General features: G+C 65.8%; 18 protein-coding genes. 9 read left to right on the forward strand and 9 right to left on the reverse strand.

The genetic code is table 11. The features are described from left to right. Positions 1-890 (forward strand): threonine aldolase family protein (locus ACW5F0_RS10210; RefSeq protein WP_456999669.1); only part of this gene is annotated, 890 nt, incomplete at its 5' end. A 32-nt stretch (positions 891-922) separates the two neighbouring features. Here the strand turns inward: ACW5F0_RS10210 and ACW5F0_RS10215 are convergent. Next, positions 923-1,627 (reverse strand): class I SAM-dependent methyltransferase, encoded by a 705-nt coding sequence (locus tag ACW5F0_RS10215; protein ID WP_456964861.1) that lies wholly within the window; start codon positions 1,625-1,627, stop codon positions 923-925. Between the two features lie 162 nt (positions 1,628-1,789). Between ACW5F0_RS10215 and ACW5F0_RS10220 the strand changes: the two genes are divergently transcribed. Then, complete coding sequence (locus ACW5F0_RS10220) at positions 1,790-2,050, forward strand: SIMPL domain-containing protein (RefSeq protein ID WP_456999670.1); 261 nt, start codon at positions 1,790-1,792, stop codon at positions 2,048-2,050. 55 nt (positions 2,051-2,105) lie between these two features. Here the strand turns inward: ACW5F0_RS10220 and ACW5F0_RS10225 are convergent, their stop codons facing one another. Continuing rightward, positions 2,106-2,381: a hypothetical protein gene (locus ACW5F0_RS10225; protein ID WP_456999671.1), complete on the reverse strand. Its 276-nt coding sequence runs from the start codon at positions 2,379-2,381 to the stop codon at positions 2,106-2,108. Positions 2,382-2,656: 275 nt separating this feature from the next. On the opposite strand from ACW5F0_RS10225, the gene ACW5F0_RS10230 reads away from it, so the two are divergent. Further along, positions 2,657-4,204 (forward strand): hypothetical protein, encoded by a 1,548-nt coding sequence (locus tag ACW5F0_RS10230; RefSeq protein WP_456999672.1) that lies wholly within the window; start codon positions 2,657-2,659, stop codon positions 4,202-4,204. A gap of 73 nt (positions 4,205-4,277) precedes the next feature. Here the strand turns inward: ACW5F0_RS10230 and ACW5F0_RS10235 are convergent, their stop codons facing one another. From ACW5F0_RS10235 to ACW5F0_RS10245, 3 genes are all read right to left on the reverse strand, one after another. Continuing rightward, on the reverse strand, positions 4,278-5,195 hold the full coding sequence (locus tag ACW5F0_RS10235; RefSeq protein WP_456999673.1) for a restriction endonuclease: 918 nt from the start codon (positions 5,193-5,195) through the stop codon (positions 4,278-4,280). A gap of 34 nt (positions 5,196-5,229) precedes the next feature. Next, positions 5,230-5,829 (reverse strand): PH domain-containing protein, encoded by a 600-nt coding sequence (locus tag ACW5F0_RS10240; RefSeq protein ID WP_456999674.1) that lies wholly within the window; start codon positions 5,827-5,829, stop codon positions 5,230-5,232. Positions 5,830-6,256: 427 nt separating this feature from the next. Beyond that, complete coding sequence (locus tag ACW5F0_RS10245; protein WP_456999675.1) at positions 6,257-6,625, reverse strand: hypothetical protein; 369 nt, start codon at positions 6,623-6,625, stop codon at positions 6,257-6,259. Between the two features lie 111 nt (positions 6,626-6,736). Here ACW5F0_RS10245 and ACW5F0_RS10250 point away from each other — a divergent pair, with 111 nt between their 5' ends. Continuing rightward, positions 6,737-9,826, forward strand: a complete 3,090-nt coding sequence (locus tag ACW5F0_RS10250) for a DUF3427 domain-containing protein (RefSeq protein ID WP_456999676.1) — start codon at positions 6,737-6,739, stop codon at positions 9,824-9,826. Between the two features lie 323 nt (positions 9,827-10,149). Here the strand turns inward: ACW5F0_RS10250 and ACW5F0_RS10255 are convergent, their stop codons facing one another. From ACW5F0_RS10255 to ACW5F0_RS10265, 3 genes are all read right to left on the reverse strand, one after another. Next, entirely contained in the window at positions 10,150-10,929 is a 780-nt protein-coding gene (locus ACW5F0_RS10255; protein WP_456999677.1) for a hypothetical protein, read from the reverse strand. Positions 10,930-10,993: 64 nt separating this feature from the next. Beyond that, positions 10,994-12,652, reverse strand: coding sequence for a hypothetical protein (locus ACW5F0_RS10260; protein WP_456999678.1), 1,659 nt, complete (start codon positions 12,650-12,652; stop codon positions 10,994-10,996). Positions 12,653-12,679: 27 nt separating this feature from the next. Next, the gene (locus ACW5F0_RS10265) at positions 12,680-16,231 is read right to left on the reverse strand and encodes a methylmalonyl-CoA mutase family protein (RefSeq protein ID WP_456999679.1); all 3,552 of its coding nucleotides are present in this window, start codon (positions 16,229-16,231) and stop codon (positions 12,680-12,682) included. Between the two features lie 138 nt (positions 16,232-16,369). On the opposite strand from ACW5F0_RS10265, the gene ACW5F0_RS10270 reads away from it, so the two are divergent. Further along, positions 16,370-18,028 (forward strand): serine hydrolase, encoded by a 1,659-nt coding sequence (locus ACW5F0_RS10270; RefSeq protein WP_456999680.1) that lies wholly within the window; start codon positions 16,370-16,372, stop codon positions 18,026-18,028. A 49-nt stretch (positions 18,029-18,077) separates the two neighbouring features. Here ACW5F0_RS10270 and ACW5F0_RS10275 read toward each other — a convergent pair whose 3' ends face one another. Further along, positions 18,078-20,180, reverse strand: a complete 2,103-nt coding sequence (locus ACW5F0_RS10275) for a C1 family peptidase (RefSeq protein WP_456999681.1) — start codon at positions 20,178-20,180, stop codon at positions 18,078-18,080. A 238-nt stretch (positions 20,181-20,418) separates the two neighbouring features. Here ACW5F0_RS10275 and ACW5F0_RS10280 point away from each other — a divergent pair, with 238 nt between their 5' ends. The 4 genes from ACW5F0_RS10280 (at position 20,419) to ACW5F0_RS10295 (ending at position 25,832) form a co-directional block, all read left to right on the forward strand. Continuing rightward, positions 20,419-21,972, forward strand: a complete 1,554-nt coding sequence (locus tag ACW5F0_RS10280) for a phospholipase D family protein (RefSeq protein ID WP_456965265.1) — start codon at positions 20,419-20,421, stop codon at positions 21,970-21,972. 198 nt (positions 21,973-22,170) lie between these two features. Continuing rightward, the gene (locus ACW5F0_RS10285; RefSeq protein ID WP_456964878.1) at positions 22,171-23,274 is read left to right on the forward strand and encodes a Glu/Leu/Phe/Val dehydrogenase dimerization domain-containing protein; all 1,104 of its coding nucleotides are present in this window, start codon (positions 22,171-22,173) and stop codon (positions 23,272-23,274) included. 102 nt (positions 23,275-23,376) lie between these two features. Then, positions 23,377-24,534, forward strand: coding sequence for an isovaleryl-CoA dehydrogenase (locus tag ACW5F0_RS10290; protein WP_456999682.1), 1,158 nt, complete (start codon positions 23,377-23,379; stop codon positions 24,532-24,534). A gap of 122 nt (positions 24,535-24,656) precedes the next feature. Continuing rightward, a complete protein-coding gene (locus tag ACW5F0_RS10295) occupies positions 24,657-25,832 on the forward strand; it encodes a thiolase family protein (RefSeq protein WP_456999683.1) in 1,176 nt (391 codons plus the stop codon). The last annotated feature ends 68 nt before the right edge of the window (positions 25,833-25,900 follow it).

Raw genomic sequence — 25,900 nt, forward strand, 5'->3', positions numbered from 1 at the left:
CGATCTACCTGCCCACCGGAACGCTCGCGAACCACCTCGCGGTGCGCAAGCTCGCCGGGGACGATCGTCGCGTGCTCGTGCAGGCGGAAAGCCACTTCTACAACGACAGCGGCGACTGCGCGCAGACCCTGAGCGGGCTGAACCTCGTGCCCCTGGCCGAAGGAGGCAGCACCCTCCCCATCGAGGACGTGGAGCGCTGGCTGGCGCGCTCAAACAGCGGCCGGGTCGAGACCCGCGTCGGCGTGATCGGGATCGAATCGCCGGTGCGTCGGCGCCATCACGAAATGGCCGACTTCGAAGAGCTCCGCCGCGTCAGCAGCCTCGCCCGCGAGCGCGGGATCCGCCTGCACCTGGACGGCGCACGGATGTTCAACCTGCCGCTCCATTCGGGCAAGAGTCTCCACGAGTACAGCGCTCTGTTCGACACCGTGTACGTCTCGCTTTGGAAGCACTTCAACGCCGCCTCCGGGGCGATCCTCGCCGGGGATGCCGGCTTCATCGAGGGTCTGTACCACCAGCGGCGCATGTTCGGCGGCGCCCTGCCCCACGCCTGGCCGGCGGCCGCGGTGGCCCTGCGGTTCGTCGACAGCTACCTGGCGGACTACGCGAAGTCCTGGCAGGTGGCTGACCGGGTGATCGCACTGCTGCAGGACGACAGCCGGTTCTCGTTCGAGAAGCTCCCGCAGGGCACCAGCCGTTTCTTCATGACGGTGACCGGGGTGGGCGCTGACCTGCTCCGCGAACGCCTCGCGAAGCAGGATGTCGTGCTGTCCCACGGCCATCCGGACCGCGGCAGGTTCGCGATGCAGGTCAACCCGACGCTGTTGCGGGTATCGGCGGAAACCCTGGCGGGGAAGTTCATCAGTGCGGCTGGTGGTAGAGCAGGTTGATCCGGGCGAGGACGGCGCATCGGAAACAGCCGTCAGGCGACCACGCTGCGGCGCGAGACCCAGGCATGGATCAGCCCGGCCTGGAAGAACTGGACTGGCGTGTCGAAGCCGCCGGAAGCGATGATGGATGCCACCTCCGCCGGCGGCAGGACCGCCACGTCCCGGGTGTAGGCGACGCGGGCGCGTTCGATGGCCTCTGCCGGCACCTCCGCCGCGGACATCATCCGCAGCCAGGCCGGCAGCAGCACCCCGTAAGCGGGCGAAGCCACGTCGGAGGCGAGGTCCGAACTCGCCAGCAGGCCGCCGGGGCGCAGGCGGGCGGCGATGTCGGCGAAGAAGCGCACGCGCTGCACGCGGTCGACAAGGAACTGCGACACCAGGAAACAGGTGGCGGCGTCGTAGTTCGTCCCGGCCGGCAGCGAGTCGACGAAGCCTTCGTGGAAGTGGCAGCGATCGGCGAATCCCTCCGCCGCGGCGCGGGCGCGGCAGGCCTCGAGCATCCGGCCCGATGGCTCCAGCGCGGTAAAGGTCCACTTCGGGAACGCCCGCGCCAGGTGCGCCATTTCCACCCCCGTGCCCACGCCCACGCACAGCACCCGTGCATCGGCAGGCAGCCCGGCGAGCATGGGATCGAGCAGGAAGTAGAGGCAGTCGCGGATGGCGACGGTGCGCGACCACTGCTGGTCGTAGCCCGGCGCCTGCTGGTCGAACAGTTCGACGATCTGAGTGGCATCCATGCGGGCGACTTTAACCGCCCGCAGGCTACAGCCGGAACCGACCGGGGGTCGGGCTGGGCGGGTGCGAATCGCGCACGCAAAACCCGCAGCCTGGTGTCGGGACGGCTGGGCTATTCTCCAGTCGGGGAACGAGGAGCAGGCGTTGAACGGATCAGCCAGGAAGTGCGCCTGCGCGAAGACGCGCGCGCGAAGGCCGTGGCGGATGCGCGCGAGAAGGCAGGCGGCCTGGCGACGGCGTTTGGCGGGCGACTCGGGCCCGTGTACAGCATCAACAGCCTGAACTCGATGCAGTCGGATGGTTACGGGAACACCACGCTGGATCGCATCCAGGTCACGGGCTCACGCATGGACAGCGGACGCTACCTGCAGCCGACGATCGAATTCACCGAGCGGGTGTCGGCGGTGTTCGAAATTTCGCGGTGAGGCCGGGTGCAGGTGTTTGGGCAAGGCGGGCCGATGCCCGCCTCCCCGGTGACGGTCAGTCGTCCTGCGTGCAGCCCAGCGAGACCCGGGCATGCGAATAGCCGGTCGCCGGGTCGATCCATTCATCGAGGACGGTGATGTCCTGGTCGGACTGGCCCCAGCTCAGGTAGCACTGCCTGTCGGCGTCGCGCCACGCGTTGTCGATCGCCTCTTCGGCGCTGCGACCGTAGGACTCGCCGATCACCTGGATGTAGTGCCGCGCAGCCATCGCGTCCGCGCTGTAGCCGGCGGCCATCAGGACGACCGCCGCAGAAAGGGTCCACTTGTTCATCGCACGCTCCTTGCCTGGTTGGGAGCCTCACCCTAATCCAGCGCGAACGGCGCGAACCGTGCACAACGCATGAAATATCGATGACAAGCATGACCCGGATCCCGTTTCCGGCTTCCGGCTCCCGCCCGCGTGTGAGCCATGCTGGAGAACAGACCGTGGCCAGGAGCACGCTTCCAGCGCGGGACGTATTCGAATGGAGCTGGGGTCTACCCTACCTGTTGCGTGCCCATGCCCGCCGCGAACATGGGACACCCCACACCGGTCGAATATCTGCCATGTACGACATCCTCATGACCCCCGACGCAGGGGCGCCAAGCCCGACCACTCCGTCCTGCAATGCGGTCGATGTCGACCAGGCGGTGGACAACGTCCTGGAGGCACAGGGACGCGGCGACCCCACGGCCGTACTGCTGGAGGAGCTTTCCAAGTGCTGCACGCCCGAAGAGGCCAAGGCGATCCTCGACGAACTGCAGCGCCGAGAGCCGGATCGCTGGACCGATATCATCAACACATCCAGCCTCGCCGCCCAAGAAGGCAGCGGCTACCCGCGAAGCGGCATGACCGCCCTTGCCGACGCGATCGCCGCCAAGCACGCGGAAGGTTCGCTCAGCCAGGACGAACTCTATGACGTGTTCGGCCTGGGCATTGGCGGTTTCGGTCCGCAGCAGGAGCGTGGCGCACAGATGCTGTTCGGCGCATCCAACAGCCAGGTCATGCAGGATTTCGAGGAGGCGATGGCCACCCAGGCACTGGACACCCTCGCCGGTGCCGATCGCCACAAGGCCGCGCACGGCACCGAGGTACCGATCACCGGTTGGGCGAACATCGTGGTCGCAGGCTTGGGCGGCGACGGACTGAGCCGCCAGGCCCTGTACAACGCCTATGCATCCCCCGAGCGCAGTGCCGCCGAGCGCCAGCACATCCGGGAGCTCCTGGCCGACAAGGATTCCGTTGGCTATGACACACATTCACCCGATGCCCTCGCCGGCCTGATCGTCGCCGTCGCCGAGGCCGGTGGCCCCCGAAGCACCGAGCTGGCCGTGGAGATAGCCAACTGGGCCGGCGACAACCAGGAATACTTCGTCCAGAACGACGTCTTCTCCCAGCGCACCTCCGACCCCCGGACCGAAGCCCTGTCGCGCCTGATGATCAGCCATTCCGACGCGATCTTCGACGACCTCACCGACGGTTACGAAAACCCGGACCAGTACGCCGCCGACGACTCCCGGCGCCTCGGCTTCCTGCTCGGCGTGACCGCCTTCAACGGGGACAATGCCTACGGCGAAGCCGTGGCCAACAAGCTCGATGCCTATACCCAGGAACAGGCGGACATCGTGGGCGTGGATCCGCGGTCCGCCGAAGCACAGGACGCACTGGGGCGCCTGGAGATCCTGTCACCCGCCCTGCTGATCGCGCAGGCCATGCCCTTCCTGGGCGACCTGGAATCGAACGAGGCCCGCGTCAACGGCATCCTGCGAATCATCGACACGGTGGTCACCATCGGCAGCCTTGTCCCGACCGGCAAGTTCGCCGACTTCCTCATCGACCTGTACGGCACCGCCGAAGGACTGAGCGATTCCCAGATCGAGGCGGGCCTGAGGGAGTACCTCACCGAGCTGATGTCCGGCTCGCCCGAAGAGATCGAGGCCGGCCTGCAGGAACTGGCGGACATGGTCGATGCGGGCATCCAGGCTGAGTACGGCGACAACCCGGTGGTCGCGGGCGCGATGTCACGCCGCCTGGAGGACACGCTCTACGGCATGTTGCTGGCCATCGCCAATAATGATGTGTCGGGTTATCTGGAGACGCATCACGACGGGTGATGCCGCCGAGCGAACCCCAGACGCACAACGAGGACCTCCAGCATGGAACCCCTGAAGATGCCGTCGGGACAGCTCACTGTCTCCGTGGGTCGACCGGCAGTTCAGGCGTCGATTCCCGCAAAATTTCCATGGATTCGGCATTACGTTTCCGCCATGCCTCCATTTCGGCTGGCGACTGCTGGTGGATCACTGGAGCGCTTGGCCTCGACTGGTACGCATTCGCGCTGCTTCTCCGTGCCGCTTCAGCCCCTGCCCCAGGACTCGAAGGCGCCTCCGCGGGCTGCGTCTTATCAACAGCGGCGGCAGGTGTCGGCGCGATGTTCCGAATAGCACGCTGAAGAATCGTGCTCCCGAAGTAAAGCAGTGCCAGCGCGAACAGCAGCTTCAGCAGGATCACCGCAAGCCCAGCCCCGACGCTGCTGGCGATCATTGATCTCCCGCGTCGCTTTCCGCCGTGGCGGATCCGCTCTTCCGCGGCAGAAACAAGCCGCTCCGCCGCATAGACGCCAAAGCTTCCGGCCGTGGTTCCCCAGCGTCCACCGCTGTCCCGGCCCTGCCCCTGCACCGTGCGCTCGAAGCCCTCCATCTGCGGCCCCAGCATCCGACGGAGATCTCCACCGTCGACCAGCTCGACATGGCCATGCCGCCTGGCCGCCTCGATCGCGGCCCTTGTGAACTCGCCGCTGGTAACCAGAATCGCCGCGGTCGCCTGTTCATTGACCATGACCCCAAGCAGTTCATGGACGGCGTTGTGCGGCACCTGGTAGACATTCCAGTGCTTGCACTGCACCACGACGCGCTCGGCATCGCGCTGCAGACGAAGGTCCACGCCACCATCGAAGCGGGTTCCACTTGCGCCAGTGCCGCAATGATCCACGGCGTAGCCCTGACGGCGGTAGTAGTCCGCAAGCAGCTGCTCGACGCGCGCCCAGCCCTCTCCGGCCAAGGCGTCGTTGCGCCGCTCCTCGACGCGTTTCAGTCCAGATCGCATGCGTTTAACCATCCTTGAGACGAGAGTGTTGTCCTTAGAGACGCGCCAGGATCTCAGCCTTCTTCCCGGCAAACTCTTCAGGAGTGATCAGCTCGGCGTCCAGCAACCGCTTGAGCTGTGCGAGAGCTGCCAGCGGGTCTTCGGCAGGGATCGCAGCAGCAGCTGGCAGCTGCGCAGCCACGGGTGCGTGGAGGACGACGCCACCAGCGGAAGCCCGCATTTTCTCCAGCTCGACCTGCTGACGCTTCTCGTAGGCCTGCTCCTCGATCTGCTGGGCGTACGAATACACGCGCCGCGCCTGCTTCTTGGGCAGGCTCTCAAGCGCGACGGTCTTTCCAGTCGTGGTCTTGCAGGTCAGCGTCGCACCGAGCATCTGCTCGCTCATGTGAACGTTGTCGACCTCACGCCACGGAAAATCCTGGAACTTCATCCCGAACATGCTCGGCTGCACCAGGATGAACCGCTTGTTGGTAAGCACGATCGCGTCGGGCGAAAGATTCACGACAAGTTTCTTCTGCACCGCGATGTACTCGACGGTTTCATCCTTCGTGAGCAGCTCGGACACCTTCGGCAGGATCTTCCGAACTGCGGATTCGTCCTGCTCGTCTGACAGGAACTGCTTGATCGATTGCATATCTCGCCCCCTTCCACATGTACGTGCTTGAGCCCCTTGGCCCGAAGGCCGATGTAGTCCAAGCAAGGAGCGGGCCAAGCCAGGAGTTCAATCCACCACACCCCCAAACGGCTCCGGCCCATCAATATCCACCCCCAGCACCTTCGCCATCAGCTCTTCACTGCGGTCGGTGGTGAACTCCACCCACAGCGGCAAGTGGTCGCTCACGCGCGGTGAGACCTGGGCGTTAGACAGCTCCCGGAACACAGCGCCTGCGAAGTCGATGCTGCCAGCCCGGCCGCTGGGCCGCAGACCGAAGTCCTCGCCTTGGAACCAGGCGATGCGTGCTCCATTCCCGGAGCACATGGTGTGGCATGCAACAAACATGCCAGCGCTGTGGGCAGCTACCCTTCACCGCACATCGGCGTGTCGAGCTTCACCCTCGGGACTACAAATCGCAGTTCGGCGACAGTGCGACGTCCCACTTGCCCGCCGCCGTCTGCATTCGGCTCACCATCAATTCCACTGAGCCCCACACGTTTAGGGTGAAGTCTTCGCGCTTGGCCGGTCGCAGTCCCAGGAGCTCATGAAAGGCGTGGTCAAGGTCCGAGGGGTCTTCGCCCACAGACTCCCAGTGCGCCTCGCACAACGCCGGGACACCGATTTGCTCGGCCACGAACTGATCTGCCCATTCCAGACAGGGACGGATGGCGCCTTCTGCGTGCGGATCCTGCCCGGAGAGCAACAGGCACCCTGCCGTCTTGAAGTTGCCTGCGTCCCGGTACACGTACTCAAACACTGTGAACTTTCCTTCCATGGTGCTCTCCTCCCAAGTCGTGCGAATGGGAGGAGGGTAAGAAGCGGCGTTCTCATAGCCTGCGAAGGGGGCCAACGATCTTGGTCCCCAAACTGCTAGCCTGGACGCCATATGTCAGGACTCCACCGCGGGCTCTACGAGCAACTAGTCACCGAAGGGCTCGAAGAGGCCCTGTCGGCGCTGGACCCGAAGCATCGAGCCCAGCGTGTCGATCTCCACCCGGAGGAGGCCGCCGACCGGATTGCGTTCCATTTGGCCGCTCTCGTCCGCCGCAGCGTTGCCGCGCTTGACGCCCGCCAGCGCACTGAGGTCGGAGCCCGGCTCGCGCGTGAGGTGACCCGACTGCTGGCGGCCGAGAGCAAGGGCGTCGACGCCACTGACGCTCTCTCAGCAACCGGCGACGTTCTCCGCGCCATTGGCGCCCTCCGCCCCGACGGCCAGCCCGAGGAGGTCCCGCTCCCGGCCACTCCGCTCCTTGACACCACGCTGCTGACCAATGCACCGGGCGAGCCGCGCATTGGTTACCAGCTCAACTCTGAAGTGGCTTCGGCCGACCGCATCGACGTGCTGATGGCCTTCGTGCGCCAGACGGGCATCCGGCCGATGCTCGACCTCCTGCGCCGGCACGTCGACGGCGGGCGCCCGCTGCGTCTACTGACTACCACGTACACCAACTCCACCGAACTCGCCGCGCTCGAAGCCCTGCGCGACCTTGGCGCCCAGATCCGCGTGTCTTACGACACCTCCACCACCCGGCTCCATGCCAAGGCCTGGCTGTTTCACCGCCATACCGGGTTTTCCACCGCGTACATCGGCTCGTCCAACCTGACCTACTCAGCCCAGGTCACCGGCCTTGAGTGGAACGTCCGGGTGTCAGGAGCCCGTAACCCCGACGTCATCGACAAGTTCTCGGCGGTCTTCGAAAGCTATTGGCAAAACGACGACTTCCGTGAGTTTGACGTTGAGGAGTTCCGCGAGCTCACCAAGACGCGAGCCGATGGCCCGCGGATCTACTTAAGCCCCGTCGAAATTCGCCCGGAGCCGTTCCAGTCACGCCTACTGGAACTGATCGAGCTCTCCCGCTTGCAGGGCCACCACCGGAACCTGCTGGTCTCGGCGACCGGCACGGGAAAAACGGTCATGGCCGCCCTGGACTACCAGCGGCTGCGGAAACGCCTGCCTCGCTCGAGGCTGCTGTTCGTCGCCCACCGGAAGGAGATCCTCGACCAGAGTCTGGCCACCTTCAGGCACGCGCTCCGCGATGCAGCCTTTGGCGAGCTGTGGGTGGGCCGCGACCGCCCTACCCGCTTCGAGCATGTGTTCGCGTCCATCCAAAGCCTTAGCGCCCAGGGACTGAACAACTTGCCGCCCGACCACTTCGATGTCGTGATCATCGACGAGTTCCACCATGCGGCAGCACCAACCTACAAGGCACTACTGGATCACCTGCTGCCGCGAGAGCTGCTCGGATTGACCGCCACGCCCGAGCGCGGCGATGACGAGCCCATCCTGCAATGGTTTGGCGGCCGGATAGCCGCTGAGCTGCGGCTCTGGGATGCGATCGACCAGCACCGGCTGGTGCCGTTCGCCTACTACGGGATCGCCGACGGCGCCGACTATCGAAACGTCAGCTGGCGCCGAGGGCGCGGGTACGACCCGCAGGAACTCAGCCAGCTCGTCACCGGCGACCACATCCTCGCGCGGCGGATCATCGCCAACGCGCTCAAGACGGTCCCCAACCCGGACACCATGCGCGCGCTCGGGTTCTGCGTCTCCGTGGCGCATGCAAGATTTATGGCGCAGCAGTTCAACGCGGCCAACCTTCCCGCCGTGGCAGTTTCAGCCGACACACCGCGCGAAGAGCGAGAGCAGGCGCTACAAGCACTGGCCGCGGGGGAGGTCCGCATCGTCTTTTCGGTGGATCTCTTCAACGAGGGCGTCGATATTCCTTCGGTCGACACCTTGCTGCTCCTGAGGCCTACCGACAGCCCCACGGTGTTCCTGCAGCAACTTGGACGCGGGCTGCGGCGCGAACTCAACAAGAGCGTCTGCACTGTGCTGGATTTTGTCGGCCAGCACCGCAAAGAGTTTCGGATGCACCGTCGCTACGCCGCCCTGCTTGGGGGGAGCCGGAAACAGATCGAACGCACCATCGAACAAGGCTTCCCGTACTTGCCAAGCGGCTGCCATATGCAGCTCGACGCCGTGGCGTCGCAGCACGTGCTGGCGAACATCCGCCAGAGCATCCCGAACACCTGGCCGGCCCGTGCACAGGAGCTGCGACGCGTGGCCGAGGCTGACCCAACGATCACGCTCAAGAACTTCCTTGAACAGACTGGGATCGAGCTGGGGGAGATTTACTCCAACAACAGGAGCTGGTCGGATCTCCTCGAAACCGGCGGCGTCCCCACGATTCCTTCCGGACCACACGAAGCAACGCTGCGCCGGGCTGTCGGGCGCCTGCTGCACATCGACGATGCACTGCGTATCGACCAGTACCGGGCTTTTGCCAAGACTCCGACTGCGCCAAACGTGGGCGCACTGGACGTTCGGACACGCCGACTGTTCCACATGCTCGCAACAGTGCTCACCGAGGCCGTGCTGAAGAGCAATGAGACGCTACAGGAGGCAGCCGACCTCATTTGGGCACATCCGCAAGTCCTGGCCGAGCTCTGCCAGCTTCTGGATGTGTTGGCAGACCGCGTCGAGCACGTGCAGCAATCTCTTTCGACGCACCCTGACGTACCTCTCTGCGTCCACGCCAGGTACACCCGTCGCGAAGCGCTGGCGGCCTTCGCGACTGGATACGGCCTGAAGGTCCCCGAATGGCGCGAAGGTGTGCGCTGGCTGGCCGAGGCCCAGGTCGACTTGCTGGCGTTTACTTTGGACAAGACTAGCGGCCACTTCTCGCCTACTACTCGCTACCGGGACTATGCGATCAGCCCGACGCTTCTTCATTGGGACAGCCAGTCAGGAACTCGCGAAGCAAGCGAGGCAGGGCGGCGATACCAGACCCATGAGGCCCATGGCAGCGTGGTGCTGCCTTTCGCCCGCCTGACTACCGATGATCGTGCATTCTGGCTACTGGGCCCGGCTACCTATGTGAGCCACGAGGGTGAGCGGCCAATGGCCATTAACTGGCGTCTTTCGCACGAACTTCCCGGGGACCTATTTGCCAGCTTCGGCGCAGCAATTGCTTAAGTCCCAATTGTTCGCTGGGTAGTCGTCTCGCCCGGCCCTGCATCATCGCTGGGCAACACCGTCCCATTACCAATACGCTTCTGAGCCATTTTTAGTCCGCGCTATGCTTGCCCGATGGCGGTGCGAGCGGTGGCTCATGCCAGTCCTCCTGAAGCCCCACTAGCGCATCGCCCCAGCGACGGTCATCTGCTTGAGTTTTTCTCGCGAGCCACCTGACGCCCTACGCACTCGCTCTGGCGATGTCCACGGAAGGAACCTGCCCGACGCCTGGACCTCCGACGCCTCGTCAGAAAAGTAAATTTGACCCATTCTCTTTCTGGCAATCAGATCCCGACCGAGGCCATCTCCGAGCTAGCACGCGCCCGAATTGAACGCTGATAAGTTCGATAGGAGTTATAGGCGATACCCGAGTGACCGTCCTCACCACTTAAACGAAACAGTGCAAACAACGATGTAAACCTTGCTTTGTCGTTAGACCAAGTCCCGTCAAGAACGCCAAAATCCACCCATCTGTCGACCGCCTGATCGGCAATAGACCTGTTGACCGCGCGCACGACATTATGCGCGACCTTGAGAACCTCGAAGACGAGTGACTTCCTGAACAATATCTTCCGAGGTGACCTTCCCGGCAAGCCTAGCTCTCTACTTGCCTTCAGACCGACATAGCCGTTCGCATGGACCAGGCAGTGGCGCAACTCGCAAAGCTTGTCGAAGTCAGCAAGCACAACCTCTACTGACCGATCCGACGCTATCTTCAAGCCCAGGTACTTCTCGCAATAAGCCTTGATTTTCTTCGAGTCTGCCAAGCTCTCGTGCTCAAAAGCACTAAGCAGGTATGGATGCCCAGTGCCGGCATGGAAAGAGAGGCCGCCCAAGGGGGCCGCAACAAGCTCTGAGTGGCGCTGGGAAAGCGGGCACAACAAGTAGACGTGCGCAAACAGGCTTCGAATATAAAACTCAAGAGCAGAGATCACTCCGATTACAAGAAGCCCCAAGGTTGCCGCATCTTCCTCTCCCGCACTCAAGAGCTTTCTCTTCAGGTGCTCGGTGACCTCAAAGTATCGGGATATTGGATTTTGTCCGTCGCCGCCTGAGAGCTCCACCAAGAACTCGTCAATTATCCAAGCTACCGACTCTTCACTCGAACAGACCTCCAATTGTCCGTGCCTAGACACTGAACCACTCCTCCGCAGCGTTCACGATTCTGGCTGCCCAAACCTTACCAATTGAGCTTCCTTGCTTCCTAAAGCCCTGGCTCTCATCCGAAACAACTTGTGCCACTTTTAAGTAGCCTTGATCTTTCAACGCGGCTATCTTTCTCTGGGGAAGAGGTAGCCGATCGACTGTTGCGTCTAATAGATCTTTGTACACCGACGCAGATTTGAGTTCCTGCCCGCAGTTCATACAGAACTTCTGGCCTTCCGATGTCCGCAATGTGCTGCAGTTAGGACAAGGGGGCAATGCGAGAACGCATTCGCTGGCATAGTTCTTCCCAAGCAAGGTCTCCGCTCGGGTCTTTACCAGAGAATGTGAGTTAATCTTAGCTAGGGCCTCAACGATGTCGGAAACCCGATAACTTCGACCCAAGGACAAACTATTACTTGATATCAAAAGAGAATAATGAACCACATATCTCTTATACGAGCCCTTTATTCCCTTCGACAGTGTTCCCTCGAGCGGTCTCAGCAAGCCCGCGTACTCCATGAATCTGATAACTCGCCGCAGCCCTTCTTCGATCGGCTCGGAAAGAGCAACAACGACAGCTTTCGACCGCAGGTCTTTATTCTTGTTGAAATCCCTGAGCGCAGAGAGCATCGCGCGATCCAGACTTTCGCCGACCTCAATATAGTGCTTGAATCTAGGCAGCCTATCCGCAATATTCTGAAAAACGGTCCTTGTTATCTCCGCAGACGTCGCCACCGTCGAAACAAGCGATGCACGAACATTGGTATTGACCTTTGACTCTTCATGCAGGTCGTAACACAAATTGAGGAAGGAACGCGGAAGCCCAAACGAAGCGAGAGCCAACGCATCCACCACGGCCGGGTCTTTGGGTTTGAACTGCGGGAAACGAGAGGCGACGACCTGTCTCATCGTTCCGAGATAGCCCGGCTCATCTGGTCGGAACCAGGCTTCCAGCAGCTCGGCTTCATGGCCAACTTGAAACATTGGAGAAAAGCTAGTGACCCCAGGATATATTGCGGCTTTTCCTGACAGTTCTCTCGATCTAAGCTCGCGAAAAATCTCGAAAAACTCTTTCTGCTGAGGTACGGAGAACGCATGCGCTGCGTCGTCGAGCAGTAGTACGCAGCGAGTTACCCCAGCACGCTTAGCGAGCCCCACCAAGATCTCTGCCACCACGGAAGGCCCTAAGCTCCCATCGTTGGTAGCATCGCCAGATTGCAGTGCTTTTATGTAGCAATCGCACTTGTGTACTAGCTCGGCCTCCGCCGTCGTCAGCGCGATTCCCCAAATATTGGTGGCTTCCGCAACTGCGTAAATTATTTTCGCAAGCACCCATTGCCGAAATATGCCAGTGGCGTTCGCGTGCGTGTGAAAGAGCGGCTCAATGGCCAAGGCTCTTGAATAGTTTACATATACTGCGAATGAAGCCTTGGTCTTAAAAGCTTCGTAGAACGCCGTTCTGAGAAGCGTAGACTTTCCACTTCCGCGGGGCCCCGACAATAGCTTCGCCCCTGGGCCAACCAGTTTCCTTACTATTCTTCTTTCAGCATCAGAAAGAACCGTCCACTGCTCCAGTTCGGTCCTCGACAGGTTTTCCGCACGTTCCTCGAAAGACACCTCGGACTGCAGCGGCTGATTCATTCCGTTCCCCCGAATCTATAAATGACGTCACATATTCCGCCGATATTCCCCACCCACGTCATACAGCGCATGACTGATCTGCCCCAGGCTATGCGTCTTCACCGCCTCCATCAGCGCCTCGAACACATTGCGCCTCTCCCGCGCCGTGTTTTGAAGGTACGCCAGCCCATGCCCGTCGTGCACCATCTCCGGCTCCTCGTCCGACGCCGCCTGATGCGCGTGTGACGTCTCGCCGGCCGGCGCCAGGGCGTTGCGCCCCTGCTGCCACAGCTCCACGTTGGCGATCTGCTGGCCCTTCTCTTCTTCCGTGCTGCGGATCAGTTCAATCTCGGTGGCGATCTCGCCGGCGTGCTCCTTCGGCAGGAACGTGTTCACGCCCACCAGCGGCAGGCTGCCGTCGTGCTTCTTGTGTTCGTAGTACAGGCTCTCTTCCTGGATCTTGCCGCGCTGGTACATGGTGTCCATGGCGCCCAGCACGCCGCCGCGCTCGCTGATGGCTTCGAACTCCTTGTACACGGCCTCTTCCACCATGCCGGTCAGGTAGTCGACGGCAAAGCTGCCCTGCCAGGGGTTCTCGTTGAAGTTGAGCCCCAGCTCCTTGTTGATGATCATCTGGATGGCCACGGCGCGGCGCACGCTCTCTTCGGTCGGCGTGGTGATGGCTTCGTCGTAGGCGTTGGTGTGCAGGGAGTTGCAGTTGTCGAACAGCGCGTACAGCGCCTGCAGCGTGGTGCGGATGTCGTTGAACTGGATCTCCTGCGCGTGCAGGCTGCGGCCGCTGGTCTGGATGTGGTACTTCATCATCTGGCTGCGTTCGTTGGCGCCGTAGCGCTCGCGCATGGCGCGCGCCCAGATGCGGCGGGCCACGCGGCCGATCACGGTGTACTCGGGGTCCATGCCGTTGGAGAAGAAGAACGACAGGTTGGGCGCGAAGTCGTCGATCTTCATGCCGCGCGCCAGGTAGTACTCGACGATCGTGAAGCCGTTGGAAAGCGTAAAAGCGAGCTGGCTGATCGGGTTCGCCCCGGCTTCGGCAATGTGGTACCCGCTGATGCTCACCGAGTAGAAGTTGCGCACGCCGTTGTCGACGAAGTACTGCTGGATGTCGCCCATCATGCGCAGCGCGAACTCGGTGCTGAAGATGCAGGTGTTCTGCGCCTGGTCCTCTTTCAGGATGTCGGCCTGCACGGTGCCGCGCACGGTCTTGAGGGTCTCGGCCTTGATGCGGGCGTAGGTCTCGGCATCCACCATCTCGTTGCCGGTGACGCCCAGCAGGCCCAGGCCGAGGCCGTCGTTGGTGGGCGGCAGGTCGCCGTGGTAGCGCGGGCGCTCCTTGCCTTCAAACACCTTGGCGAGCTTCTGTTCGGCGGCCGCCCAGCGCGCGGAGTCGGCCTTCAGGTATTTCTCCACCTGCTGGTCCACGGCGCAGTTCATGAACATCGCCAGGATCATCGGCGCGGGGCCGTTGATGGTCATCGACACGCTGGTGGTGGGCGCGCACAGGTCGAAGCCGGAGTACAGCTTCTTCATGTCGTCGAGCGTGGGCACGTTCACACCGGAATTGCCGATCTTGCCGTAGATGTCGGGGCGCGGCGCGGGGTCTTCGCCATACAGCGTGACCGAGTCGAAGGCAGTGGACAGGCGCGCGGCGGGCTGGCCGACGGAGAGGTAATGGAAGCGGCGGTTGGTGCGCTCCGGCGTGCCTTCGCCGGCGAACATGCGGATCGGGTCCTCGCCGGTGCGGCGGTACGGGTACACGCCGCCGGTGTAGGGGTAGCTGCCCGGCAGGTTCTCCTTGCCGAGGAAGGTCAGCAGTTCGCCCCAGGACTTGTAGGTGGGGGCGGCGATCTTGGGGATCTTCTGGTGGCTCAGGGACTCGCGGTAATTCTCGACGCGGATCGCCTTGCCACGCACTTCGTATTCGGTGACCTCGTCGGTGATCGACTTCAGGCGCTGCGGCCAGGCGCGCAGCAGGTTGAGCGAATCCGGGGTGAGGGACTGGAGGGCGTCGTTGTAGCGCTGGCGGAGCGTCAGGAGACTGCGGTCACTCGCGCCTTCGGGCGCCACGTCGGCGGCGGCGTAAAGGTCCAGCGCGTTCGGCAGCCTGTCATCACCGAGCTCGTGCAGCGACTGCCAGAACGCCTGAGCACGATCCGCGGCTTCGGCCTGCTTCTCGATGCTGGCGTTGATGGCCCTGCCCTGCTCGGCGATCTCGGCCAGGTAGCGCACGCGGGCGCCGGGGATCAGCACGGTGGCGCGCGGCTCTTTCAGGGTGGTGTCGAGGTTCGGGGTCCAGCGTTCGGCGGGCAGCGACAGCTTCTCGCGCAGCAGGCGGCACAGGTTGGCGAACATCCAGCTGATGCCGGGGTCGTTGAACTGGCTGGCGATGGTGGGATAGACCGGGACGTCCTCGTCGGCGGTCTTGAACGCCACGCGATTGCGCTTCCACTGCTTGCGGATGTCGCGCAGGGCGTCTTCGGCGCCGCGCTTGTCGTACTTGTTGAGCACGATCAGCTCGGCGAAGTCGATCATGTCGATCTTCTCGAGCTGGCTGGCCGCGCCGTAGTCGCTGGTCATGACGTACATCGGGAAGTCGACCATGTCGACGATCTCCGAGTCCGACTGGCCGATGCCGGCGGTCTCCACGATCACCAGGCCAAAGCCGAGGCCGCGCAGGTAGGCGATGCAGTCCTTGAGCACGGCATTGGTGGCCACGTTCTGGCGGCGCGTGGCCATGGAGCGCATGTACACGCGGTGGCTGCGCAGCGAGTTCATGCGGATGCGGTCGCCGAGCAGCGCACCGCCGGTGCGGCGGCGGGTGGGATCAACCGAGACCACGGCGATGCGGATGTCCGGGAAGCTGGCCAGGAACCGGTTCAGCAGCTCGTCCGTCACCGACGACTTGCCGGCGCCGCCGGTGCCGGTGATGCCGATCACCGGCGCATGCGTGCCCACGGCCCACTGCTTGCGCAGGGCGGTCAATTCCGTCTCGCTGTAGGTGCCGGCTTCGATCGCCGACAGCGCGTGGCCAATGGCGACCTGGTCCGGGTCCGCGTGCGTCGGACCGATGCGGGCGATGACGTCATCCGCCGGCGGCAGGTGCGCCTGGCCGCGCTGCTCGCGGGCGGCGGTGACCCGCGCCACCACGTCTTCGATCATCTCCACCAGGCCCAGCTTCATGCCGTCGTTGGGGTGGTAGATGCGCTCGACGCCGTAGTCCTGCAGCTCGCGGATCTCTTCCGGGGTGATGGTGCCGCCACCGCCGGCGACCACGCGGATGTGGCCGGCGTTGTGCTCGCGGAGCATGTCGACCATGTACTTCATGTACTCGACGTGCCCGCCCTGGTAGCTGGACAGGGCGATGGCGTCGGCGTCTTCCTGCAGCGCGGCACGCACCACGTCTTCCACCGAGCGGTTGTGGCCCAGGTGGATCACCTCCGCGCCCTGTGACTGGATCAGGCGCCGCATGATGTTGATCGCGGCGTCGTGGCCGTCGAACAGGCTCGCGGCGGTGACGAAGCGCAGCGGTGCGGCTTCGGCGCGGGCGGTGGCGATCGGGTGGCTGGCGGGGACGCTCATGAGGCAGTTCCAGGGGCGAAAACGGATTCATTCGATTGTAACCCGCGCCCCTGCAGGCGCTTTCGCGTGACGATCGGCCCGGGAAACGGCCTGCCCCGTCCGCCTAGAGTGGCGCCTGGTCCAGTCCGGAACACGCCGATGACCCTCACGTCGCTCCTGCGCTCCCTTGCCGTAGCCGGCGCGCTCGTCACGGCCGCCTTTCCGGCGTCCGCCGCCCCGCCCGAGCCCCTGTCCGTGGAAGCCACCGAGGCGCTCGCCGCCATCGAACGCGCCGGGCGCGACAGCCACAGCGATGCGCTGCTGGTGATGCGCGATGGCGACGTCCTGCTCGAGCAGTACGGCGAAGGCGAGCGCGGGCCGATCGAGCTGATGTCGGCCACCAAGTCGGTGGTGGCGCTGGGCATCGGCCTGCTGCTGGCCGATGGCCATCTGGACTCGCTCGATGCGCCGGTGTCCACCTGGTATCCGGAGTGGCGCCAGGGCCGCAAGGCCGACATCACCGTGCGCATGCTGCTCGAGCACACCTCGGGCCTGCAGAACAGCCCCAACGCCGGCGCCGAGATCTATCCCGCGCCGGACGTGGTGCAGCTTGCGCTCGCTGCCGAGCTCACCACTGCGCCAGGCGAGGCGTTCGCCTACAACAACAAGGCCACCAACCTGCTTGCCGGGGTGATCCACCGCGCTTCCGGGCAGCCGATGGACCAGTACCTGGGATCGCGCCTGTTCGCGCCGTTGGGCATGCAGGCCGGTGAGTGGCATCGCGACGACGCAGGCAACCCGCATGCCATGGCCGGCCTGCCCCTGAGCGCGCGCGATGCGGCGAGGCTCGGCCAGCTGCTGCTCGATGGCGGCCGCCTTGCCGATGGCACGCGACTGCTGCCGGAAGGATTCGTGCACGACCTGTTCGCACCGTCCGCCCACTCCCAGCGCGTGGGCCTGTTGTGGTGGCGCCTGCCGGAATGGGAGCGCGTCACCCTGCGCGACGGCGCCGCCGATCGCATGGCCGCGAAAGGCGTGGATACCGGACTCATCACGGCCCTGGAAACGCTCGACGGCCGCAGCTTCGGCAGCGTGACTGACGCCCTGCAGGCCGCGCTGGGCGACGACTACGCCGATCGCTACATGTCCGGTATCGCCGCGCGCGACCTGAAGCGGGCGGACCTGTTCGACGAGACCCTGGGCCCGGTGGTGGCGTACGAGGCCAACGGCTACCTGGGCCAGTACATCGTGGTGGTGCCGGAACAGCGCCTGGTCGCGGTGCGGCAGATCCGCAGCCGCGAAGCCAAGGGCACGCACCCGGCCGACAGCGGCTACGCACGCTTCTCCCGCGATGTGATCGCGCTGGGGCAGGCGCTGGCCGGCGACGCCGCCGGTCCCCGGGCCTGGCTGGTGCGGCACGCCGAAGCCGGCAGCGGTCCCGACCCCGCGCTCACGCCGGCAGGCGTCGCCCGCGCCGACGCGTGGTACGCCACGCTGGGATCACCCGCGCTGCGCCGCGTGTATGCGACCGACACCGGCCGTTCGCGCGAGACCGCGGGCGCAATCGCGGCCGACGCCGGGGTCGAAATCGACATCTACGACCCCGCGCACCCGGAGGCGCTGGTGCAGCGGCTGCTGGAACGCGGGGAGCCGGCGGTGGTGGTGGCGCACTCCAACACGCTCAATGAGCTTGCCCAGGCCATGGGCGCTGACCTGCACCTGCCGGCGATCGCCCACGACGAGCACGACCGTGTCTACGCGATGCCGCTCGGCAAAGCCGCGAAAGCGCGGGCGCAGGACGCGCGCGACGCGCGGTAGCCGCCGGCGCCGGCCAGCACGCCCCTGACTGCACCCAACCCCGCCCCGCCTACGAACCCACCTCCACCAACCCCTCCAGCACCCGATTGCGATGCCCTTCCAGCGCACCCGCCGTGCGCTTCACGTCCACATCCGCATCCCCCGCCGCCCGGCCGAGGATGAACGCGATCAAGGCCTGCACCGTCGCCGGATCATCATCGAAACCGCCGTGCGTGGTGGCGCGCGATGCACCGGCATCCCCCAGCGGCCGGTCGTTCGGCGCCTGCACCCACGCCAGCCGCCCGCGCGCGATCAGGTCCCCCACGCGCTCGTGGCCCCAGGCCTGGTCGGCGGGTGTCGCGGCCTCGATGAAGCGCGCCATGCCGGCGATCGGCGTGCCCTGGCGCAGGCGGTTGTCGATCCAGCTGCGCGGCTGCTTCTCGAACGCGCGCGCCACCAGGTACAGCAGCGACTTGTTGTAGATCCGCAGGCAGTGGTCGTCCTGCTCGGCGCTATCGGTGAGGGTGAAGAGCGACGCCCGCGCCACCGCACGCGATGAGATCGCCGGGACATAGGCCTGGATGAAGGTGTCCATGTCGACCGCCGGCGCCCACAGGGTGAGGCTGGCCAACCGCCCGCCCATGCCGAGCATGCCGCGCGCGGGGCCACCAATGACCTGGCCGGGGCGCGTGAACAGCTGCACCAGCGGCGCCATCAGGATGCTGCCGGCGCTGTGCGCGGCGACGTGGATCTCGACCGAGGGATCCTCGCCCCGCCATTCGTTGAGCAGGCGCGCCACCTGCGCCGCGCCGCCGTGCTCGATGGTGCCGCCGCCAGGCTGCAGGCGCACGGCGGTGGTGGCGAGCAGCGCGTTCTCCTTCATCTCGTCCCACATCGCCTTGCCGCCGATGGCGCGCGCCAGCGGCTCGATGGTGTCGTCGAGGCGGTCGAGCAACAGGTCCTTGGCCTTGTCGAACAGGCCTTCGCTGCGCGGGTGCGCGGCGTCTTTCAGGATGTTGCCGAGGGTGGTCCAGAGGTCGGTCTTCCAGACGAAGCACAGCGGGTAGATGTCCTCGCGCAGCATGGCTTCGCGGTAGTCGGCCACGCGCTGGATGGCGGCGGCCTCCGGCACCAGGCCGCCGTGCGCGTACAGCAACACGCGCTTCTTCTTCCAGTCCTTCGTGATCGCGCGCATGTCGCGGCGCACGATGTTGCGCACGTCGTCCTGGGTGCAGGCGAAGCGGCCTTCGCAGCGCAGGGCACCGTTGTTGCCGAGGCTGATGACGTGCGGGCGCAGGTCTGCCTGGGAATAGCCGACCGACTGCCGGCCCAGCGGTGAATTGCTGACCGCCACCGAGCTTGCGCGGTCAAGCTCCACCGGCACCGCCAGGCGTGCGACCCAGACGTCGCTGCCGCGTTCCAGCCATTCGTCATAGCTGACGTGGCCGTAACCGGCGCGGCCCCAGCGCGTGCCCCAGGAATTCTGGATCCAGAAGCCGTTGCGGTCGTAGCCGATGACGGCGAAGGCGTGCCAGCCGACCACCGGCTGCCGCGCCCAGGCGATGCGGCCGTTGTCGGGCGGCGCGTGCCAGCCTTCGTGCACGGCGGACGAGGCGTAGAGCACGCCGGTTTCGGCGAAGGCGGCGTGCATGGCGACCAGGTCGCGGTGGTTCACGCGCGCGTAGGCGCCCAGCGGATTGCGCAGGGCGTCGCGCGCGCGTTCGTCGGTATACGGCTCGACGTGCAGGCCCGGGGTCCAGGGCCAGAGGTCTTCGGCGCAGACACCATGGCGGTGCCAGGCCTTCATCGCGCCGCGGCAGCTGGAGCCGGAATAGCTTTCGCCCTCCCACTCGTCATAGCGGCGGGCCATGTCGTAAAGCATGCGGGTGCTGACGATGCCGGGGTCGGCCTCGGGGCGGCGGCGGCGCAGCAGCGCATGGGCGACGGTGGCCAGGCCGAAGGCGGTGCAGGCGCCGTCCGCGCCTTGGTCGAGCACCGGCACGCCCTGGTCGATGAAGGCGGCAAGCGGTGCGTCGGTCGGCACATCGACCAGGGTGGGCTCGAACATGCGGTCGCGGAAGTCGGCGGTGTCGGGCCGGGCGTCGAAGAGCCGGCGCTTGCCGGTGTTGAAGCCCGCGATCGCGGGCGGTGGAGCGGGTGTGGACACGGCCATGCCTGGTATCTCCCTCGCCTACCTCAGCCAAGCCCCTGTAGGAGCAGCTATAGCTGCGACCGGCATCTGCCGCAACCCTGGGCGCATGCGGCGATCGCGGCTATAGCCGCTCCCACAAAGGGGCTGAGGCTATAGCTGCTCCCACAAGGGCGGTAAAGTGTCGGGATTCGCGGGATGGGGGTTGCGGGTGATTACACGGGCACGGCGCATCGCGCTCTGGGGGGCGTTCTCACTCTTGATGTTGGTCGGCAGCGGCCTGCTGCTGGCCGATCGCCTGACGCCGCCGAACACGGGCGAGCCGTCATACACCCTGCCCCTTGCCGCGGACCACACCGCGCTTGACCGCGAACTCGTGCCGCTGCTGGCGCGCAATCCCGGCAAGACCGGTGCGCTGACGCTCGTCGACGGAATCGACGCCTTCGCCGCGCGCGCGATGTCGGCGCGGCAGGCGGGCCGCAGCCTGGACCTGCAGTACTACATCTGGCACGACGACCTCACCGGCCGCCTGCTCGCGCGCGAGGCCTGGGCCGCCGCCGAGCGCGGGGTGCGCGTGCGCCTGCTGCTCGACGACATCAACGCCGGCGGCAAGGACACGCCGCTGCTGGTGCTTGATGGCCACCCCAACATCCAGGTGCGCCTGTACAACCCCTTCCGCAACCGCAGCGGCATCGCGCGGCTGCTGGAGATGCTGCAGCGTGGCTTCAGCCTCAACCACCGCATGCACAACAAGGCCTGGATCGCCGATGGGCGGGTGGCGATCGTCGGCGGGCGCAACGTCGGGCTGGAGTATTTCAGCGCGTCGGAAAGCAGCAACTTCCACGACCTCGACCTGCTGCTGTTCGGGCCGGAAGTCGCGCAGGCCAGCGCGATCTTCGACGCGTTCTGGAATTCCGATGCCGTGGTGCCGCTGTCGGACCTCGGCCAGCTCGGCATGGATGACATCCGCGCGGTGGCCGACACCATCGGCACCGAAGCCCGCACCCCCGCGGCGCAGCGCTACCTGCAGCGGGTGGACAGCTCCCCCAGCGTGCGCGCCTATCTCGACGATGCGCTGTCGCCGCACTGGAGCGAGCACATCCGCGTGGTATCCGACCCGCCGGTGAAGCGCCCCGGCGAGGACACCTCGGGCTGGCTGGTGGAACGCGTGGACGCCAGCCTCCGCGGCGCGGAGCAGGCGGCGCTGCTGGTGTCGCCCTACTTCGTGCCGGGCGACGACACTTCCGCCGTGCTCACCGGCCTGGCCGCGGACGGCGTGCACGTGGGCGTGATCACCAACTCGCTGGCCGCCAACGACGTGGTCGCCGTGCACGGCGGCTATGCGAAGTACCGCAAGCGACTGCTCGCCGGGGGCGTGCACCTGTACGAATTGCGCCCGGAAGCCGCGGCGGGGGACGGCAACGGCGACGGCAGCGCGGCAACCGCCATCCCGCGTCCGCGCGGCGGCGGGTCCGGCAGCAGCGGCGCGAGCCTGCACACCAAGGCCTTCCTGGTGGACGGGACCCAGGGCTTCATCGGGTCCTACAACCTCGACCCGCGCTCGGCGTACCTCAATACCGAGATGGGGGTGTTCTTCGACGATCCGGGCCTGGCGGCCGACCTGCGCGCCGAGTACCTGCACCTGGCCGGCCCCGCCATCAGCTGGAAAGTGGGCCTGGACGGCGACGGCGACCTGGCCTGGCTGGACGCCGCGGGACCGGAGCCGCGCCTGCTCCACAACGAGCCCCAGGCCAGCCGCTGGCGCCGCCTGCAGGCCTTCGTGTTCCGCTGGCTCCCGCTGGAGTCGCAGCTCTAGCAACTGCGGACTGGATGCTGCGCTGCGGCATGGACGCCACGGGCAATTGGCCGGGCGGCGGCGTAGAATGCCGCGGCTGTCGCACGGCACTTGTGACGTCGGGCGATCCTGGCGACTGATACGAATCAGCAACTTACCTAAACCACCGGCCGCCGGTCGCGCTCAGCGCGGTGACGTGCGCCGGCTGCGGAGTCCGGAATGATCTTTGAGCATCTCGATACCTACGGCCACGAGCAGGTCGTCTTCTGCCACAACAAGGATGCGGGCCTGAAGGCCATCATCGCGATCCACAACACCGTGCTGGGCCCCGCGCTGGGCGGCACCCGCATGTGGCCGTACAAGACCGAGGCCGACGCGCTCAACGACGTGCTGCGCCTGTCGCGCGGCATGACCTACAAGAACGCGGTGGCCGGCCTCGACATCGGCGGCGGCAAGGCCGTGATCATCGGCAACCCGGCCACCGACAAGTCCGAGGCCCTGTTCCGCGCCTTCGGCAAGGCCGTGCAGTCGCTGGGCGGCCGCTACATCACCGCCGAGGACGTCGGCATCGACGTCAACGACATGGAGCACGTCTACAAGGAGACGGAGTTCGTCACCGGCGTGCACCAGGTCCACGGCGGCTCGGGCGATCCGTCGCCGTTCACCGCCTACGGCACCCTGCAGGGCCTGATGGCCGCGCTGAACGCCAAGTTCGGCAATGAAGAAGTCGGCAACTACAGCTACAGCGTCCAGGGCCTGGGCCATGTCGGCATGGAGTACGTGAAGCTGCTCAAGGAGCGCGGCGCGAAGATCTTCGTCACCGACATCAACCAGGCGCTGGTCGACAAGGCCGTGAACGAGTACGGCTGCGAGGCCGTGGGCCTGGACGAGATCTACGACGTCGACGCCGACGTGTACTCGCCCTGCGCGCTGGGCGGCACCGTGAACGAAGAAACCCTGCCGCGCCTGAAGGCCAAGATCATCTGCGGCTCGGCCAACAACCAGCTGGCCAACAACGCCATCGGCGACGAGCTCGAAAAGCGCGGCATGCTGTATGCGCCCGACTACGCCGTCAACGCGGGCGGCGTGATGAACGTGGCGCTGGAGATGACCGGCTACAACCGCGAGCGCGCCATGCGCCAGATGCGCACGATCTACCACAACCTGACGCGCATCTTCGAGATCGCCCAGCGCGACGGCATCCCGACCTACAAGGCCGCCGACCGCATGGCCGAAGAGCGCATCGAAGTGATGGGCAAGCTCAAGCTGCCGATGGGCCGCACCGCGCCACGCTTCCACGGCCGCATCCGCGGCGGTGCGTAAACTGCCGCTACGCTGAAGACGACGGGGCCTGGCGCCCCGTCGTTGTTTCTGGACACCGCGCCGGCGCAGGACGCGCCGGTTGCCATGATGGGAGACACGAACATGCGCACCTTCCCGCTGGGTGAGGAACTCGACGCGCTTCGCGACGCCGTGCGCCGCTTCGCCGAAGCCGAGATCGCGCCGCTGGCCGAGGCCGTGGACCACGACAATGCCTTCCCGCAGGCGCTGTGGCCGAAGCTCGGCGACATGGGCCTGCTGGGCATGACCGTGCCGGGCGAGTTCGGCGGCAGCGAGATGGGCTACCTGGCACACCTGGTGGCGATGGAGGAGATCTCGCGCGCCTCGGGTTCGATCGGCCTGAGCTACGGCGCGCACTCCAACCTGTGCGTGAACAACCTGCACCACAACGGCAGCGACGCCCAGCGCGCGAAGTACCTGCCGAAGCTGTGCAGCGGCGAGTGGAAGGGCGCGCTGGCGATGAGCGAGCCGGGCGCGGGCTCCGACGTGGTCGGTTCGATGGCCTGCCGCGCGGAGCTTCGCGATGGCGTCTGGATCGCCAACGGCAGCAAGATGTGGATCACCAACGGCCCCGAGGCCGACGTGCTGGTGGTGTACATGCGCACCGCGGGCAAGGACGCCGGCAGCCGCTGCATGACCGCCTTCATCGTCGAGCGCGGCATAAAGGGCTTCAGCACCGCGCAGAAGCTGGACAAGCTCGGCATGCGAGGCAGCAATACCTGCGAGCTGGTGTTCAAGGACTGCGAGATCCCGGCCGAAAACGTGCTGGGCGAAGTGAACCAGGGCGTCAAGGTGCTGATGTCGGGCCTCGACACCGAGCGCCTGGTGCTGACCGGCGGCCCGCTGGGCCTGATGCAGGCCGCGCTCGACGCCGCCCTGCCCTACGTGCGCGAGCGCAGGCAGTTCGACGCCGCCATCGGCACGTTCGGGATCATGCAGGCCAAGATCGCCGACATGTACACCGCGCTGCAGTCCAGCCGCGCCTACGCCTACCAGGTCGCACGCGACTACGACGCCGGCCACCGCTCCCGCATCGACCCGGCCAGCTGCCTGCTGCACGCCTCGGAAGCGGCGGTGCAGGTGGCGCTGGAGGGCATCCAGGCCCTGGGCGGAAACGGTTACATCAACGAATACCCCACCGGCCGCATCCTGCGCGACGCCAAGCTGTACGCGATCGGCGCGGGCACCAACGAAATCCGCCGGATGCTGATCGGCCGGGAGCTGTTCGAGGGTCGCGACTGAGACCGTGCTCCATTGTGGGCGCGGCTCCCACAGAGGAAGAGGCGCGGCCCCGGACCAATGGGCGATGGCGGAGCCATGTTGCAGTGCGATAATGGCCGCACACATCCACCGGAGTTCCCCCCATGACCGACGTCGTCATCGTCGGTGCCAAGCGCACCGCCATCGGTTCCATGCTCGGCCAGTTCACCGGGGTGCCGACCCCCACCCTGGGCGCCGCGGCCATCGGCGGCGCGCTCGACCATGCCCGCGTGGCCGCCGACCAGGTCGATGAAGTGATCATGGGCTGCGTGCTGCCGGCCGGCCTCGGCCAGGCGCCGGCGCGCCAGGCCTCGCGCGCGGCGGGCATCCCCGATGCCGCGGGCGCGACCACCATCAACAAGGTCTGCGGCTCGGGCATGAAGGCGATCATGCTGGCCACCGACATCATCAAGGCCGGCTCGGCCAACGTGGTCGTGGCCGGCGGCATGGAGTCGATGACCAACGCCCCGCACCTGCTCAACGGCTCGCGCACCGGCATCCGTTACGGCACTGCCAACTTCCTCGACCACATGGCCCATGACGGCCTGACCAACCCCGACGATGGCCAGGCCATGGGCGTGTTCGGCGATGCGACCTGCGCGAAGCTCGGCTTCAGCCGCGAGGCTGTCGACGCGTTCTCGGCCGAGAGCGCGCGCCGCGCGCAGAAAGCGATCGCCGACGGCACGTTCAAGGACGAGATCGCGCCGGTAACGGTCAAGACCCGCAAGGGCGACGTGGTGGCCGACACCGACGAGGAGCCGGGCAAGGTCAACCTCGAGAAGATCCCCGGCCTGCGCGCGGCCTTCGGCAAGGAGGGCGTGCTGACCGCGGCTTCGTCGTCGAAGATCTCCGACGGCGCCGCCGCCACCGTGCTGATGTCGGCCGCGGAAGCCGCAAACCGCGGATTGCAGCCGCTGGCCCGCATCGTCGCCCACGCCACCCATGCCCAGGCCCCGGAGTGGTTCACCACTGCGCCGATCCAGGCGATCGAAAAGGTGCTGGAAAAGGCGGGCTGGACGGTGCAGGACGTCGATCTCTTCGAGATCAACGAAGCCTTCTCCGTGGTGGCCATGGCGCCGATGCAGGAACTCGGCATTCCCCACGACCGGGTGAACGTCAACGGCGGCGCGGTCGCCCTGGGCCACCCCATCGGCGCCAGCGGCGCGCGCCTGGTGGTGACACTGCTGCACGCCCTGAAAGCCCGCGGCGGCAAGCGCGGCGTGGCATCGCTGTGCATCGGCGGCGGCGAGGCGACGGCGATTGCGGTCGAACTTGCCTGAACCGTTAACACGACCTTTACGGTGCCCGATTCAAACTTCCGCTTGACAGTCGCAAGCGGCTTGTCATC

It is taken from the genome of Luteimonas sp. A534, from assembly GCF_054072805.1.